Here is a 15,751-nt window from a genome sequence, read left to right on the forward strand (position 1 = left end):
CCCAAGGAGGTCGAGATGATCGACGCATCCGTACAGACCAACGTGAAGTCGCTTCCCGTGCTCCCGCTGACCACCACGCTGGGCGCCGTGCATATTGCCGTTACCGACCGGGCCAAGGCGCTTGCCATCTGGCAGGACGTGGTGGGGCTCGACCTGATTTCCGAAACCGGCAATGCCCTGAGCATGGGCATCGGCGGCAAGGTTCTCATCGTGCTCGAAACCGGGGCCATTCGCCCATCGGTGCGCAATTCGCTCGGGCTCTATCACGTCGCCATCCACGTGCCGACCCGTCGGGCGCTGGCCCAGATGGCGGTGCGCGCCCTGCAGCGCAACGTGCGGATTTCCCCCACCGACCATCTGGTGTCGGAAGCCATCTATCTGTGGGACTTCGACAATAACGGCATCGAAATCACTTTCGAGACGCCATGGCGCGGCACGCTGAGCGATCCGGAAACCGGCACCTATGCCACCACGGTCGACGGCAAGCCGCATTCGGGGCGTGACCCGATCGATCTCGATGGCCTGCTGGCCGAGCTGGGCGAACCGGCCGTGCTGGTCGACCGCATGCTGGAGGGCACCCGCATCGGGCACGTCCACGTGCATGTCCGCGACCTGCGTGAAGCGATGAATTTCTATCGCGACGTCGTCGGTTTTGCCGGCTTCCTGCTGATCGATTCCTTCGGCATGGGCGATGTCGGGCTCGACTATATGCCCCATACAATCGCCTTCAACATCTGGTCCGGCCCCGCCGCGACCCAGGCACCGGCTGGTTCGGCCGGCCTGCGCTGGTTTACCATCCAGCTGCCAGATGCGGCGAGCTTTGATGGACTCAAGGCCCGGCTGGAAGCGGCCAAGGCGCCGGTCAGCGACATTGCCGGTGGCTTTGAAACCGCCGACCCGTCGGGCAACCGCATCCAGGTGCTCCGCGCCTAGCCTCGACCTTTGCAGCGAATAGAACTAGACCTTCCGTTTCTCAACGGAAGGTCTTTTCATATGCGCACTGCACAGGATGTGAACCGCTTCTGGTTCGAGGAGCACGGCCGGGACGACTGGTTCGGCGGTAAGGCCGAATTCGATGCGGTGCTGGCGGCCCAGTTTGCCGAAACCCACCGGCAGGTGGCGCGGGGCGAGGCCTGGCAGTGGCGCGAAACCCCGGACGGGCGGCTGGCCGAACTGATCGTTCTCGACCAGTTTTCGCGGCAATTGCATCGCGGTTCGCCCGAGGCCTTCGCGCAGGACAAGATGGCGCTGGTGCTGGCCCAGGAAATGGTGGCGGCCGGGCTCGATCTCGAGATTCCGATGGACCGGCGCATGTTCGTCTTCATGCCCTACATGCATGCGGAATCGCTGGTGATCCAGGAAGAGGGCTGCCGGCATTTCGCCCAGTTCGGGCCCGACATGCTGAAATTCATGGTCGGACACCGTGACTGCATCGCCCGCTTCGGCCGGTTCCCGTTCCGCAACAAGGCGCTCGGCCGGGAGAGTACGCCGGACGAGGTGGCCTATATGGTCGCGCAGGGCGACAGCATGTTTTGAGGGGGGGGGGGGACGCTGCCCCCACCTAACCTCCCCCTAGTAGGGGGAGGGACTGGCCGGTGGCGGGGCGTTAGTTGGCCAGCAGCTTGGGATCGACCAGGGCGCCCTTCTGGCCGATGACGACGCCGGCGACGCGGTGGCCTTCTTCGGCGGCTTCGCGCAGGGACTTTCCAGCGAGGCGCGCGGAGAGATAGGCGCCGTTGAAGCTGTCGCCGGCCCCGGTGGCGTCGACCACCGACTTGGCGGGCTTGGGTGCGATGCGCACGCGCTCGCTGGCGGTGGCGATGAGGGCTTCACCGGCCCCGTCCTTGACCACCACTTCCTCGACACCCAGCTCGAGATAGCGCTCGGCGGTTTCCTCGACGGACTTGTCGCCGAAGAGCGGGGCCTCGTCGGTATGGGTGGGCAGCACGATATCGCAGAGCGTGGCGGCGGCGGTGAGCACCGAGGCCATGACGCGCGGGCTGGTCCACAGGGCCGGGCGCAGATTGGTATCGAAGACCACCTTGGCGCCCGCCTCGCGCGCCTTGACGATGGCGCCGAGCAGGCGCCCGCGGGCGCGTGGCGCCAGGATGGCCAGCGTGATGCCGGAGAAATAGACCATTTTCGCGCCATCGACGGCGGCCCAGAGGGCATCCTTGTCATCGGCGAGCAGCTTGGCGGCGGACGTATCGCGCCAATAGGTGAAGTGCCGGTCGCCCTTGTCCTGATGGATCATGTAGAGGCCGGGGCGGCGGCCGGGCACGGTGCGGATATGTCTGGTGCCGATATTGTTGGTTTCGAGAAAGGCGCGGATATCGCCGGAATAGCGGTCTTCGCCGAGGCCCGTGAAATAATCGACCGACCAATCCTTGCCGAGCAGGGCCCGCATATACCAGGCGGTGTTGAGCGTATCGCCGGCATAGCCGAGGCGATACTGACGGTCCTCGCCGCCGCTCATCTCGATCATGCATTCACCGATGCTGACGAAGCGCTGCTGTGCCAATACCCGATCCTCCCTTGCGTGGTGGAGCCTTATGCCGGTAAAGGCCGTGGCCTCGCAAGCCCACCAATGCCCTCTGCCGTCTTACTGTGCGATGTTCTTCCATACAAGATAAGAACGCATTATGGTGCGCCAACTTTCGCCGGAGAATCTGTGACCATGCGCTTGACCGCCGCCACCCTCAAATCCCCGCCGCAGGGCGTCATCATGCCCGCCTATGACCGCAGCAGCGTCACTGCCGGCATCGTGCATTTGGGGATCGGCGCGTTCCATCGCGCGCATATGGCTGTCTATGTCGACGACCTGCTGGCCGAAAACCCCGACTGGGCGATCATCGGCGCGAGCCTGCGCCGCCCCGACACCAAGGAAGCGCTGGAACCGCAGGACGGGCTCTATACCGTGGCCGTGCGCGACGCTTCGGGCACCCATCCGCGCGTTATCGGCTCGATCCTCAAGGTGCTGGATGCCAATACCGAGCGCGAGGAACTGCTGGCGCTGATGGCAAGCCCGGCCATCCGCATCGTCTCGCTGACGGTGACGGAAAAGGGCTATTGCCACGATCCGGCAACGGGGGAACTCGACCAGCGCCACCCCGATATCGTGCATGACCTGGCCAATCCGCAGGCGCCGAAATCGGCGCCCGGCATACTGGTGGAAGCGCTGGCGCGCCGCAAGGCCGCCGGGATCGCCCCCTTCGCGGTGATGAGCTGCGATAACCTGCCGTCCAACGGGGCGACCGTGAAGCGCATCGTCACCAAACTGGCCGCGCTGCGCGATGCTGGGCTGGGTGAATGGGTTGATGCCGTGGCCTTCCCCGGCACCATGGTCGACCGCATCGTGCCCTCCACTACCGATGCCGACCGGGCCGAAATCGCGGCGCTGATCGGCGCGGAAGACGCCTGGCCGATCATGACCGAACCCTTCACCCAGTGGGTGATCGAAGACCACTTCCCGCAGGGCCGTCCGCCCTTCGAAAAGGCCGGTGCGCAGTTGGTGAGCGATGTCGAAGCCTTCGAGCACATGAAGCTGCGCATGCTCAATGGCAGCCACTCGACCATGGCCTATCTCGGCTATCTGTCGGGCTACGAGTACATTTCCGACGTGATGGGCGACGAAAACCTGGTCAAGCTGATCCACGGGCTGATGACCGAGGAAGCCATGCCGACCCTGGACATGTCCGGCGTGGACCTCGGCGCCTATCGCGACCAGCTGCTGGAACGCTTCCGCAATCCGGCGCTCAAGCACCGCACCTGGCAGATCGCCATGGATGGCAGCCAGAAGCTGCCGCAGCGCCTGCTCGGCACCATCCGCGACCGCATAGCGGCGGGCGAGAGCTTCGAACGCCTCGGGCTCGGCGTGGCGGCCTGGATGCGTTACGTCACTGGCATCGACGAAAAGGGCGAGAATATCGACGTCCGCGATCCGCTGGCCATGCGCATGATGGCCATTTCGGCCGCTGCCGGCGATGACGCCGAGGAACTCTATGTGGGTCTGGTCGGGCTGTCCGAAGTGTTCGGGACGGATCTGGCGGAGAACCAGACGTTCGGGGAGACCGTGGCGACGCATCTCGACAGTCTGTTCGAGGTGGGCGTGGCCGAGACGGTGGCTGAGGTGGTGGGGGCGTAGGCCGCACCGACATCACACCCACAAGCGCTGCCCGCGGACTGGTTCCGCGGGCTTTTTTGTGCGGTGAAGCAGCGCTGGTGGGGAGGTGAGATCGCACCCCCACCTAGCCTCCCCCTGGTAGGGGGAGGGACGCGCTCCACTCAGGGGCGAGATCGTGGGTAACACACTGGCCGGTTCCTCCCCCTTCAGGGGGAGGTTAGGAGGGGGGTGGCGAGAGCCCGGATATTCGGGCCAACCGCCCCCCACCCTTGATCCCTCCCCGCCAGGGGGAGGGAGACGACTGAGGGAACAGGGCGTACCAGCTAGATCCGCCCTTCCATCGCCCTATCAAAAATCTCCAGCGCCCGCACGCGGGTGAGTTCGATGGGGTTGCCACCCGCCGTTGGGTCGACGATGGCCATGTCGGCGATGAGGTCGCGCTTGGCGGTGTCGACCTTGAAGTCGGCGAGGGTGTGCGGCACGTCGAGCCGCAGGCGCAGGCCGATGATAGCGTGCTGGAAGGCCTCGAAGCTGGGGGCGAGGCCCAGATAGGCGGCGAGCCGCGCGATGCGGCTTTCGATGGCCGCTTTGTTGACCGCCAGCACATAGGGCATGAACACCGCATTGGTCATGCCGTGATGAGTGTCATAGAGCGCGCCCACCGGATGGCTGAGCGCGTGGATGGCGCCGAGCCCCTTCTGGAATGCGGTGGCGCCCATGGCGGCGGCGCTCATCATGTGGCCGCGCGCTTCGATGTCATTGGGATCGGCTACGACTTTGGGCAGGTTTTCCATGGCGAGGCGAATGCCTTCGACGGCAATGCCATCGGCCAGCGGGTGATAGCCGGGCGCGCAATAGGCTTCGAGGCAATGGGCCAGCGCATCCATGCCGGTGCCCACGGTGATGAAGCGCGGCATGCCCACAGTCAGTTCGGGATCGGCGATAACCACCTTGGGCATCATCAGGGGGTGGAAGATGACCTTTTTGGTGTGGGTGGTTTCATCGGTAATGACCCCCGCGCGGCCCACTTCCGAGCCGGTGCCTGCCGTGGTGGGCACGGCGACGATGGGGAAGATGCCCTTGGGATCGGCGCGGGTCCACCAATCGCCGATATCTTCGAAATCCCACATCGGGCGGGTCTGCCCGGCCATGAAGGCGATGACCTTGCCCACATCGAGCCCGGAGCCGCCGCCAAAGGCGATGACACCATCATGGCCGCCTTCGCGCAGCACCTTGATGCCGACTTCGACATTGGCCGAGACCGGATTGGGCTTCACATCGGCAAAGACCCCGACGGGAATGCCGGCGGCCTTGAGCAGGGCGATGGTGTTCTGCGTGACGGGCAGATTGACCAGACCCGCATCGGTGACGAGCAGGGGCCGGGTGATCCCCGCCGTCTTCAGCGCCTCGGGCAGTTCGGCAATGCGGCCGGGGCCGAACTTGATGGCGGTGGGGTAGTTCCAGTTGGCTTTGGTCATTTGTGTGCCCTCGTTGTTCTTAGTCTCACCCCACACTCGGTGTCATCCCGGCCTTGAGCCGGGATCCATCTTGAGATGGGTGTCATGCCGCCAGATCGGTCGTTCGAGCCACCTTGCGGAGGCGGAGAAATCTCAGGATGGGCCCCGGCTCAAGGCCGGGGTGACATCGGGGGTGGGGAGGGCTGGTTGCCTCTACACCCGCTTCAAATGATAGCTCTTGGGCTGCGTCAGGTTGGCGTAGCCGATTTCGCTGAGAGCCCCGCCCTTGCCGGTGTCCTTGACGCCGGTCCAGACCAGGGCGGGATCAAGATAGTCGCAGCGGTTGGCGAAGACCGTGCCGGTTTCGATACTGCTGCCCAGCTTTGCGGCGGCGTCGAGATCGGCGGTCCATAATGAGGCGGTGAGGCCGTAGGGACTGTCATTCATCAGCGTGACGGCCTCCGCATCGTCGGCAACCTTCATGATGCCGACGACCGGGCCAAAGCTCTCCTCGCGCATCACCGACATCTGGTGATTGACACCGGTCAGCACTTCGGGCGCGAGATAGGGCGAGCCGGGCTTATCGCGATCATGGCGGGCATCGAGATGGCGGGTGGCGCCTGAGCGCAGCGCTTCGGCCGTCTGTTGGCGCACATGGTCGGCGAAATTGCCGCGCGCCATGGGGCCGACAATGGTGGCGGGATCGAGCGGGTCGCCCAGGGGCCAGTTCTTTGCCTGGGCGATGAAGCGCTCGACGAAGCCATCATAGGCGGCCTCGTGCACATAGATGCGCTCGACGCCGCAGCACGATTGCCCCGAATTGAAGAAGGCGCCATCGGCGAGGTTTTCGGCGGCGTAATCGAGGTCGGCGTCGGCGCGGACATAGGCGGGATCCTTGCCGCCCAGCTCCAGGCCGAGCGTGGCAAAGGTGCCGGCGGCGGCCTTCTCGATGCGGCGGCCGCCTTCGACCGAGCCGGTAAAGTTAATGTGATCGATGGCGCCCGAAGCGATGAGCTTTTCGGTATCTGCGTGGCCGAGCACCAGGTTCTGGAACAGGCCGAGCGGCAGGCCGGCCTGCTCGGCGGCGGCGGCGAAGCGCTCACCGGCCAGCAGCGTCTGGCTGGCATGCTTGAGGATCACCGCATTGCCCGCCATCAGGGCCGGAATGATGGAATTGACCGCGGTGAGGAACGGATAGTTCCACGGCGCGATGACCATGACGGTGCCCAGCGCCTCGTGGGTGATATAGCGGGTGAAGCCATCCTTGGCCGGGCGCTCGCTGGGGGCGAGGGCCTCGGGGGCGATTTCGATCATGTGGCGGGCGCGTTCCTCGACGCCCTTTCTCTCGCCGCCGAAGCGGACGGGGCGGCCCATCTGCCAGGCGAGTTCGGGCACGATCTCGTCATTCATCAGCAGCAGCGAGTCGACGAAATGCGTGAGGATTTTCTGGCGCTCGGCGACGGTCACTTCGTGCCAGCTGGTGCGGGCGGCCCTGGCGCGGATGACGGCGCCCTCGATCTCGGCGGCGCTGGCCTGCTGGCGCGTGGCATAGACGCTGCCGTCGATGGGGGAGATGATCTCAACCGGTTCGGTCATGGTATTGGCCTTGGGAAAGATGGATTCCCGCCTGCGCGGGAATGACGCCGTGGGGGTAGGCAGGCTTACTAGGGTCGTTCATTGCGGCAGCATTGGGGGTCAGCTCCGCTCGAAGCCGCGCTGGAGTTCCCAGTCGGTGACGCGGCGGTCGTATTCGAACTGTTCCCACTCGGCGGTGTGCACATAGTGGTCGATCACCGGCTGGCCGAAGGCGGCCTTGAGCATGGCCGATTTCCGCATGGTCTCGGTGGCTTCGCGCAGGGTTTTGGGAATTTCGCGCAGGCGCCGGGTGGAATAGGCGTCGCCGACAAAGGCCGGTTCGAGCTCCAGCTTGTCCTCGATCCCCTTGATCCCGGCGGCGATGAGCGCGGCCAGCGCCAGGTAGGGATTGAGATCGGCCCCGCCCATGCGGCACTCGACGCGCACGCCCTTGGTGTGCTCGCCGCAGAGGCGGAAGCCGGCGGTGCGGTTGTCGGGGCTCCAGATCGCCTTGGTGGGCGCGAAGGTGCCAGCCTGGAAGCGCTTGTAGCTATTGATATAGGGCGCAAGGAAATATGTGATGTCGCGCGCATGGGCGAGCTGGCCGGCCATGAACTGCTTCATCAGCGGGCTCATGCCGCGCTCGTCCTTGCCATCGACGAACATCGGCTTGCCGGATTTGTCAGCCAGCGACATGTGGATGTGGCTCGATGAGCCGGCCAGGCCATATTGCCACTTGGCCATGAAGGTTACCGACTTGCCCTGGGCATAGGCGATTTCCTTGGTGGCGTTCTTGAGCACCACATGGCGGTCGGCCATGGTGAGGGCGTCGGCATAGCGGACATTGATTTCTTCCTGCCCCGGGCCCCATTCGCCCTTGGAGGATTCCACCGGAATGCCCGAGGCCTGCAGGTGCTTGCGCAAGGCGCGCATCACGCCTTCTTCCTTGGTGGTCTGGAAGATGTGGTAATCCTGAATGTAGTCGCCCGAGGTCTGCAGGTTGCGGTGGCCCTTCTGCAGGACCGTGCGGTAGTCGTCATCGAACAGATAGAATTCGAGCTCGGTGGCCGCATTGGCGGTGTAGCCCATGGCGGCGAGGCGCTCGAGCTGGCGCTTGAGAATGGCGCGCGGGCTGTGGGCGACGGGGTCATGGTGATGATCGGTCACGTCGCACAGCACCAGGGCGGTGCCATCGAGCCAGCTGGCGCGCATCAGCGTCGTGAGGTCCGGCTTGATGACGAAATCGCCATAGCCCTTGCCCCAATTGGCGGCGGCATAGCCCGGCACCGGCTCCATGTCGATGTCATCGGCCAGCAGGTAATCGCAGCCATGGGTTTCGTCATGGGCGGTGTCGAGGAAATACTCGGCCTGGAGGCGCTTGCCGATCAGCCGGCCCTGCATGTCGGGAAACGCCACGAGCACGGTATCGATCGTGCCGGCGACCACGTCATTGCGCAGTGCTTCCAGTGTGTAGACAGACATCAATAACTCCCCCGGAAAACGCATGAAAAAGCCCGGCCGCACGCATGCGGCCGGGCTGAATGGTCAGGTGTAACGATAGGGTGCGCCGGCCTTTTCCATGTCGGCATTGTATTGGTTGATGATCTTGACGACGCGGCCGCTGCGCTCGCTCTGGCCGGCGATCTGTTCCCAGAAGGTGCGGGCATCGGCTTCCACGCTCGCCCATTCGGCGGCGGGGATGGTGGTCAGCTCGAGATTGCCGTTGATGCGGTAATTGGCTTCGCCGGCCCAGTACCAGTGCTGGCGGTAATAATGCGAGCTGTCGATCATCAGGCGGTAGAGTTGCTGCAGATGCGGCGGCAGCTCGTTCCAGCGGGCGGTGTTGACGAAATAGGACCCGGCCCAGGCGCCCGAGAGCGGATTGGTCAGGTAGTATTTGAGCGCATTTGCCCAGCCCACCGTGTGCAGCTCGGTGGTGCCGCACCAGCAGATGCCGTCGAGCTCGCCGGTCTGCAGCGCCGGCTCGACGTCTTCATAGGGCAGCGAGACCGGCACGACGCCGTATTTGGCGAGGAACTGGCCGGCGGTGGGGAAGGTATAGACGCGCAGGCCGTTGAGATCGGCGAGGCTCCGGACCGGCTTGGTCGTGCCGAAGTTGCACGGGTCCCAGGCGCCGGTGGAAAGCCAGGTCACATCGGGGATTTCGGCATAGGCCTCTTCCCAGATTTCCTTGAGGCCGCGCCAGTGCCAGAGGGCAGGAACGTCGAGCGAGTAGCGCGAGGCGAGGGGGAAATAGGCCCCGAACACCTTGATGTCGACCGGGGCGGCGGCGGAGTCGTCGTCGCTCTGGGCGGCGTCGATCGTGCCGGTCTGGACGGCGCGGAACAGCTCGCCATGCGGCACCAGCTGGTCGGCGGTATAGAGTTCGATTTCCATCTCGCCATTGGCGGCGGTGTTGAACCATTCCACGGCATTGCCCACCACATGCTCGGCAAGGGCAGGGCCGGCATAGGTCTGCAGGCGCCAGCGGATCGGGGCCTGGGCCCGCACATGCGGCATGGCCAGTGTGGTGGCGCCCACGGCGCCAGCGGTGGCCAGACCCGCTCGCTTCAGAAAGTTACGCTTGTTGAGTAGATCAGTCATGACAGTTTCATCCCCTACGATGTTGAAGCTCCGGCGGGTCTGCCGGACCACGTGATTGGACTCGACGTTGGACTAAGCTCGGTCAGCGGCCTCCTTCTCGTGTTGTCATGCCGATTTTCTCCCTAGCGGCCGGAATAGAGACCTGGCAGCCACAGCGCGATCTGCGGAAAGATCATCAGCAGGATCACCGTCAGGACCATGAGCAGCACGAAGGGCAGAATGGAGCGATAGATATCGCCCAGCGTGATTTCGGGCGGTGCCATGGCGCGCATGAGGAACAGGTTGTAGCCAAAGGGCGGGGTGATGTAGGCGATCTGGCAGGTGATCGTGTAGAGAATGCCGAACCAGATCAGGTCGAAGCCGAGGATGCGCACCAGCGGAATATAGAGCGGTGCGACGATGACCAGCATGGCCGTATCGTCGAGGAACATGCCCATGACGATGAAGCTGAGCAGCATCAGGATCAGGATGCCCCAGGGATCGAGGCCGAACGTGTTCAGCAGCAGACCCTCGATGGCCCGCACCGCGCCCAGGCCGTCATAGACTGACGAGAAGCAGAGCGCGCCCAGGATGATCCAGAGGAACATGCAGCTGATCAGCAGCGTGTTCCGCGTGGTCGATTCCAGAACCTGCCAATTGAGCTTGCCCGAGAGGGCGGCCGCCAGCGTCGCCAGCAGAGCGCCCACGGCCGAGCTTTCGGTGAGGCTGGTTATACCGGTGAGGAACAGCGTCATCATGATGGCGAAGACCGCCACCGGCATGATGCCTTCGCGCAGCAGCGCAATCTTCTCGCCCAGCGTGATCTTCTCCAGTTCCTCGGGGGCAATCGGCGGCCCCAGTTCGGGCTGGATCAGGCAGCGCACATAGACATAGACGCCGAAAATGGTGGCCATCAGCAGGCCGGGCATGATGCCAGCCAGCCACAATTCGGTAATCGGGGCCCGCGCGATCATGGCGAAAAGCACCAGCACCACGCTGGGCGGGATCAGGATGCCCAGGGTCGAGCCGCCCTGGATGACGCCGGTGACCATGATCTTGTCATAGCCGCGCCGCAGCAGCTCGGGCAGGGCGATGGTGGCCCCGATGGCCATGCCGGCCACCGACAGCCCGTTGATGCAGGAAATCAGCACCATCAGCCCCATCGTGCCCAAAGCCAGCCCGCCGCGCACCGGGCCGAACCAGACGTGGAACATGCGATAGAGATTGGAGGCGATGCCACTCTCGCTCATCATGTAGCCCATGAAGACGAAGAAGGGCACGGTGATCAGCGGATACCAGTTGAGTACCTGAAAGGCCTGGTTGAACGGCATTTCGATGGCGCCGCGCCCCCATAGCCACAGGGCAGCCGCCGAGCCGACAAAGCCGATCACGCCAAACACGCGCTGCCCGGTAAACAGCAGCACCATCATGGTGGCGAACATGAAGAGGGTAATGAGTTCAGGTGTCATGGGATGGGCCTACCCGCGGCCTGGCCAATGTCGCGGAACAGCTGCGCAATGACCTGCAAGAGCATGAGGAAGATGCCGGTGGTCATGGCAACCTTGACGGGCCAGAGCATCGGCGACCAGGCGGAGTAGTTCTTCTGGCCATACTGGATGGCATATTGCGTGCTCGACACGCCGCCCCAGAGCAGGACCACAAGGAAGAAGATCACCGCCAGCAGGGTCACGGCGTCGAGCAGCGCTCGTCCCCGCTCGGGCAGGCGGGTGTAGAACAGGTCCATGCGGACGTGGGCGCCCTGTTGCATGGCATAGGCACCGCCCAGCAGATAATAGGCCGAGAGCAGGAACTGTGTTGTTTCGAGCGCCCAGTTGACCGGGACGCCGAACACGGCGCGCGAAACGGTCGACCACAGCATGATCGCCGCCATGACGAAGAAAATCGCCATGGCAAACCGCCCGACCCAGCGATTGATGCGATCGACCCAAGTGACGAAGAAGACTATCGGCTTTGGCACAATGCAGCGTCCTGTCTTTGGGTCATTGGGGTCCCTTTGCTATTCCTGCCGGGTGGTTCGCAGAGTTTCGCGGGCGGCGACCAGACACCGTTCGAGCCGCATGGCCCAATCGATCACCCGGTCCGGCGCGACGATTTCGTCATTGCGGATTTCGATCATTGTGGCATCGAGCCCGCGCCCGTCGCCGTGCTTTTCGAGGGTCAGCGTGACCCCGTTGAGGGCGGCATAGGGCAGGTTCCAGCCGACGTTGAGCTCGGGCTCGTCGGCCTTGAGCGCGTCGAAAAGCGCTTTGGTATAGGTGGTGTCGATGCCGTGGATCAGCCCGATCGGCCAGGGGCGCGCAACGCCGTGATAGACCGGCGTGAACGAGTGCATGCAGACCAGGATGGTTTCCTGCCCGGCCGCGCGGCGTGCATCAAGCAGCGTTTCGATGGCGTCGTGATAGGGGCGGTGGAAGTGATCGATGCGGTATTGCCGCTCGGCGGCGTCGAGGTTTTCGTTGGCCTCGATCCGCGTGCTTTCCGACAGCGTCCAGATCAGGTCGGGCGCGGTGAGGTCGCGATTGCAGTCGATGACGATGCGCGAGACGGTGGAATGGACTAGCGGCGCATCGAGCAGGTCCGACAGATGCAGGCTGACCGCCAGTGCGCCGGGGTCCCACGCGATATGGCTGAGCCGCTGGGTCGGCGTCAGGCCAAGGTCGCCGTATTTTTCGGGGATGCGGTTGCTGGCGTGGTCGCAGACGAGGACGAAGGGCGACGATCCGCGCTCGTTGGTCACCCGCACCGCTTTCCGCCCACCGTCGTCCATGTGGCCCCACGCAGCATAGCTTTACTTTTGTAACAGTAGTTCCATACTGGGCAAAACTGTCAATACTGAAATCAAGAGTTCAGGGGATCGCATGGAAGGTAAGCCCGTTGCCGGCCGTATCCACGAAGCGATCCATCGTCTGACGGCCGCCGAAAAGCGGGCGGCGCGCGGCCTGCTCGGGGCCTATCCGACGCTGGGGCTGGCCCCGGTCGCCGAATTCGCCCAGCAGTCTGGCGCCAGCTCGGCCACCGTGCTGCGTTTTGTTTCGGCGCTGGGCTACAAGTCCTATCCCGACTTTCAGCGGGCGCTGCGCGAGGAGCTGGAAGAGCGCGCCAAATCTCCGCTGCAACGCAGCCTCGCCGCCACGGCGGAGGTGGGACATGAGGAGAATTTCCTCGATCGCTTCGTCAGTCAGGCGGTGGACAACCTGCGCGGCGCGGCGGCGCGGATACCGGCGTCGGAATTCGAGGCGGTCTGCGCCCGGCTGGCGGACAGCAAGGGCACGGTCTACCTGGCGGGCGGGCGCTTTACTGATCTGCTGGCGGGGTATCTGGAGGCCCATCTGCGCCTGATCCGGCAGGGCGTGCGGCGGCTCGATGGCCGCCCGGCCACGCGGGACGATCAGATGATCGACGTGCGGGCGGGGGACGTGGCGATCATCTTTGACGTACGGCGCTACGATCCGAGCCTGGTCGAAGTGGCGGCGGGCTTTGCCGCGCGCCGGGCGCAGGTGATTTTGGTGACCGACGAGTGGATGAGCCCGGTCAGCCGCTTCGCCAAAATGGTGCTGCCCTGCCGCACCGATATGGGCCGCACCTGGGACGCCAACGGGGCGCTGTTCACGCTGGTCGAAGCGGTGATCGCGCGGACCACGGAACTGAGCTGGGCCACGGCCAGCAAGCGCATGGGAAGTATCGAGAAGTAGGGCTGTTGGTGCGGGGGCGAGACGGTGCCCTCGCTCCCGCTACTCTTCGCCGTCGTGCCGCAGGAAGGTTTTGGCGTCGAGGACGATTTTGTTGTCGATCTCGCCGACCAGTGACCGGTCGCGGCCGGTATAGTCGAGCCTGTCGAGCACGCTGCGGATGACGTTGAGGCGGGCGCGCCGCTTGTCATTGGCGCGGATGACGGTCCAGGGGGCGTGGTCGCTGTCGGTGCGGCTGAGCATCCGGTCGGCGGCCTCGGAATAGGCGTCCCATTTGTGCAGCGCCTTGATATCGACCGGCGACAGCTTCCACACCTTGAGCGGATCGTGCCGCCGGTCGTGGAAGCGCTTGAGCTGCATCTGCTGGCCGATCGAGAGCCAGAACTTGAACAGGTGGATGCCGTCGCGCGTGATGCGCTCTTCGAATTTGGGTGCCTCTTCGAGGAAGTGCTCGGTCTGCTCGGGGGTGCAGAAACCCATCACCGGCTCAACGCCGGCGCGGTTATACCAGGAGCGGTCGAACAGCACGGTTTCCCCGGCCGCCGGGAACCAGTCGACATAGCGCTGGAAATACCACTGCGTATGCTCGCGGTCGTTGGGCTTGGGCAGCGCCGCGATCAGGTTGTAGCGGGGATTGAGATTTTCGAGATAGGTCTTGATGGTGCCGCCCTTGCCGGCGGCGTCGCGCCCCTCGAACACGATCATCACGCGCTCGCCGGTCTTGGCGAGATGGGCCTGCAGCAGCACGAGCTGCTTTTGCAGCCCATACATCTGCGTCTCATATTCGATCGTGTCGAGCTTGCTGTCGTAGGGGAACCCGCCCGAAGTCAGGGCCTGCTTCTTGATGGACTTGGGCAGCTCAGGATTGTCGAGGTCAAAACCGTCAAGGGGATCGGGCACGGGTGTGTCTCCATTGTCATATACACCGTGCTATGAAGGTATGTTGACGCGCAAGAGGCGAGTCACACAGCCGATTTTTAGAAGCAGGACATGGACGAACCGCATTCCCGTCAAACTCCGAGCGCGCTGCCGGTAGCGCTGGCTCGCATCACTGTGCATGCCGGATTGCTGGCCGGCATATTGGGTGTGTTTCTGGTTCTGATGCTGCTGGGCAAACTCGACCCGCTGACGGCCGCGGTGAGCTTTGTCGTGGTGGCGGCGGGCGTGGTGCTGCTCGCGCCGGCAGCTCCTGTCGAAGCGGGCCGCACACAGGCGCCCGCGCAGCCGGTGTCCGATGACGGGGCCGTGCTGGCCTTTGCCGACGCGCTGGCCGACCCCTGCCTGATCCTCGACCGGCGAGGCGCCATGCTGCATGCCAATGCGGCGGCTCTGCTGCAGTTTCCTGCGCTGGAACTAGGCCGGCCGGTGACGCTGTCGCTGCGCAATCCGCAGCTTGTGCAGGCGATCGATCACGTCAATCGCACCGGGGAAGTGCGCACAGTGGAGCTGCACGAAACCTTGCCGTCCGAAACCTGGGACAAGGTTCTGGTGTCGCCGCTGCGCCGCGCGGGCCGCGATTGGCTCGAGGACGAGGACCGCCAGTTGGTGGTGACGCTGCAGAGCCTCACTGAACTCAAGCGCGTCGATGCGCTGCGCAGCGATTTCATCGCCAATGCCAGCCATGAATTGCGCACCCCGCTGGCCTCGCTGCTGGGCTTTATCGACACGCTGCTCGGACCCGCTGCCAAGGACTCGGTGGCGCGCGAAAAGTTCCTCGGCATCATGCGCGGGCAGGCCGAGCGCATGAGCAAGCTGATCGACGACATGCTCAGCCTCTCGCGCATCGAAATGCACCAGCATGTGCGCCCCAAGGATAGCATCGACCTGGCGGGCCTTTTGCGCGAAGTGCGCGACGGGCTGATGATGCAGGCCAGTGCGGCCGACGTGGAAATCCGCATGACGCTGTGCGACGGCACGGCCATGACGACGGGCGATCGCGGACAGCTCTATGAGGTGTTCGAGAACCTGATGGACAATGCCATCAAGTATGGCGCGACCGGCAAATATATCGAGGTGACGCTCGCCCCCACCGACCGGCAGGGGCTGCACCATCAGGTGACGGTGATCGACCACGGTCCGGGCGTGGGGCCCGAGCATGTGCCGCGCCTCACCGAGCGGTTCTATCGCATCGACGCCGATACCAGCCGCAAGAAGAAGGGCACGGGCCTGGGGCTCGCCATCGTCAAGCATATCGTCAGCCGCCATCGCGGCCAGATGACGATCCGCAGCAAGCCCGGCGAAGGCATGCGGGTGGATGTGTTCCTGCCCTGAGTGTTAAGGTCGCGCCCGTCAGACAGGAGCGA

The 15,751-nt window shown here is 64.4% G+C and carries 14 protein-coding genes; 5 read left to right on the forward strand and 9 right to left on the reverse strand.

Features of this window, described 5'->3' with window-relative positions; translation table 11 throughout:
- Positions 1-15 precede the first annotated feature (15 nt).
- Positions 16-933 (forward strand): VOC family protein, encoded by a 918-nt coding sequence (locus ACZ5WT_RS09160; protein WP_464287060.1) that lies wholly within the window; start codon positions 16-18, stop codon positions 931-933.
- Positions 934-993: 60 nt separating this feature from the next.
- Positions 994-1,536 (forward strand): DUF924 family protein, encoded by a 543-nt coding sequence (locus ACZ5WT_RS09165; protein WP_464287061.1) that lies wholly within the window; start codon positions 994-996, stop codon positions 1,534-1,536.
- Between the two features lie 70 nt (positions 1,537-1,606).
- Here the strand turns inward: ACZ5WT_RS09165 and ACZ5WT_RS09170 are convergent, their stop codons facing one another.
- A complete protein-coding gene (locus tag ACZ5WT_RS09170) occupies positions 1,607-2,521 on the reverse strand; it encodes a sugar kinase (RefSeq protein ID WP_464287062.1) in 915 nt (304 codons plus the stop codon).
- 156 nt (positions 2,522-2,677) lie between these two features.
- On the opposite strand from ACZ5WT_RS09170, the gene ACZ5WT_RS09175 reads away from it, so the two are divergent.
- The gene (locus ACZ5WT_RS09175; RefSeq protein ID WP_464287063.1) at positions 2,678-4,144 is read left to right on the forward strand and encodes a mannitol dehydrogenase family protein; all 1,467 of its coding nucleotides are present in this window, start codon (positions 2,678-2,680) and stop codon (positions 4,142-4,144) included.
- A gap of 302 nt (positions 4,145-4,446) precedes the next feature.
- Here ACZ5WT_RS09175 and ACZ5WT_RS09180 read toward each other — a convergent pair whose 3' ends face one another.
- The 7 genes from ACZ5WT_RS09180 to ACZ5WT_RS09210 form a co-directional block, all read right to left on the reverse strand.
- A complete protein-coding gene (locus ACZ5WT_RS09180; RefSeq protein ID WP_464287064.1) occupies positions 4,447-5,601 on the reverse strand; it encodes an iron-containing alcohol dehydrogenase in 1,155 nt (384 codons plus the stop codon).
- Positions 5,602-5,793: 192 nt separating this feature from the next.
- The gene (locus ACZ5WT_RS09185; protein ID WP_464287065.1) at positions 5,794-7,176 is read right to left on the reverse strand and encodes an aldehyde dehydrogenase family protein; all 1,383 of its coding nucleotides are present in this window, start codon (positions 7,174-7,176) and stop codon (positions 5,794-5,796) included.
- Between the two features lie 99 nt (positions 7,177-7,275).
- Positions 7,276-8,637: a glutamine synthetase family protein gene (locus tag ACZ5WT_RS09190; protein ID WP_464287066.1), complete on the reverse strand. Its 1,362-nt coding sequence runs from the start codon at positions 8,635-8,637 to the stop codon at positions 7,276-7,278.
- Positions 8,638-8,700: 63 nt separating this feature from the next.
- On the reverse strand, positions 8,701-9,759 hold the full coding sequence (locus ACZ5WT_RS09195; RefSeq protein WP_464287067.1) for a type 2 periplasmic-binding domain-containing protein: 1,059 nt from the start codon (positions 9,757-9,759) through the stop codon (positions 8,701-8,703).
- Between the two features lie 122 nt (positions 9,760-9,881).
- Positions 9,882-11,207 (reverse strand): TRAP transporter large permease, encoded by a 1,326-nt coding sequence (locus ACZ5WT_RS09200; protein WP_464287068.1) that lies wholly within the window; start codon positions 11,205-11,207, stop codon positions 9,882-9,884.
- Positions 11,204-11,716, reverse strand: coding sequence for a TRAP transporter small permease subunit (locus ACZ5WT_RS09205; RefSeq protein WP_464287069.1), 513 nt, complete (start codon positions 11,714-11,716; stop codon positions 11,204-11,206). Before ACZ5WT_RS09205 ends, ACZ5WT_RS09200 begins: the two co-directional genes overlap by 4 nt.
- A gap of 39 nt (positions 11,717-11,755) precedes the next feature.
- Positions 11,756-12,526, reverse strand: a complete 771-nt coding sequence (locus tag ACZ5WT_RS09210; protein ID WP_464287070.1) for an N-formylglutamate amidohydrolase — start codon at positions 12,524-12,526, stop codon at positions 11,756-11,758.
- A gap of 91 nt (positions 12,527-12,617) precedes the next feature.
- Between ACZ5WT_RS09210 and ACZ5WT_RS09215 the strand changes: the two genes are divergently transcribed.
- The gene (locus tag ACZ5WT_RS09215; RefSeq protein ID WP_464287071.1) at positions 12,618-13,451 is read left to right on the forward strand and encodes a MurR/RpiR family transcriptional regulator; all 834 of its coding nucleotides are present in this window, start codon (positions 12,618-12,620) and stop codon (positions 13,449-13,451) included.
- 39 nt (positions 13,452-13,490) lie between these two features.
- Here the strand turns inward: ACZ5WT_RS09215 and ppk2 are convergent, their stop codons facing one another.
- A complete protein-coding gene (gene ppk2 / locus ACZ5WT_RS09220) occupies positions 13,491-14,348 on the reverse strand; it encodes a polyphosphate kinase 2 (protein WP_464287072.1) in 858 nt (285 codons plus the stop codon).
- A gap of 90 nt (positions 14,349-14,438) precedes the next feature.
- On the opposite strand from ppk2, the gene ACZ5WT_RS09225 reads away from it, so the two are divergent.
- Positions 14,439-15,719, forward strand: coding sequence for a sensor histidine kinase (locus ACZ5WT_RS09225; protein WP_464287073.1), 1,281 nt, complete (start codon positions 14,439-14,441; stop codon positions 15,717-15,719).
- The last annotated feature ends 32 nt before the right edge of the window (positions 15,720-15,751 follow it).

Source organism: Devosia sp. T2-14 (assembly GCF_055397495.1).

Coding starts and splice junctions, on each gene's coding strand:
- ACZ5WT_RS09160 (WP_464287060.1), top strand. CDS start 16: ATGATCGACGCATCCGTACAGACCAACGTGAAGTCGCTTCCCGTGCTC.
- ACZ5WT_RS09165 (WP_464287061.1), top strand. CDS start 994: ATGCGCACTGCACAGGATGTGAACCGCTTCTGGTTCGAGGAGCACGGC.
- ACZ5WT_RS09175 (WP_464287063.1), top strand. CDS start 2,678: ATGCGCTTGACCGCCGCCACCCTCAAATCCCCGCCGCAGGGCGTCATC.
- ACZ5WT_RS09180 (WP_464287064.1), bottom strand. CDS start 5,601: ATGACCAAAGCCAACTGGAACTACCCCACCGCCATCAAGTTCGGCCCC.
- ACZ5WT_RS09185 (WP_464287065.1), bottom strand. CDS start 7,176: ATGACCGAACCGGTTGAGATCATCTCCCCCATCGACGGCAGCGTCTAT.
- ACZ5WT_RS09190 (WP_464287066.1), bottom strand. CDS start 8,637: ATGTCTGTCTACACACTGGAAGCACTGCGCAATGACGTGGTCGCCGGC.
- ACZ5WT_RS09195 (WP_464287067.1), bottom strand. CDS start 9,759: ATGACTGATCTACTCAACAAGCGTAACTTTCTGAAGCGAGCGGGTCTG.
- ACZ5WT_RS09200 (WP_464287068.1), bottom strand. CDS start 11,207: ATGACACCTGAACTCATTACCCTCTTCATGTTCGCCACCATGATGGTG.
- ACZ5WT_RS09210 (WP_464287070.1), bottom strand. CDS start 12,526: ATGGACGACGGTGGGCGGAAAGCGGTGCGGGTGACCAACGAGCGCGGA.
- ACZ5WT_RS09215 (WP_464287071.1), top strand. CDS start 12,618: ATGGAAGGTAAGCCCGTTGCCGGCCGTATCCACGAAGCGATCCATCGT.
- ACZ5WT_RS09225 (WP_464287073.1), top strand. CDS start 14,439: ATGGACGAACCGCATTCCCGTCAAACTCCGAGCGCGCTGCCGGTAGCG.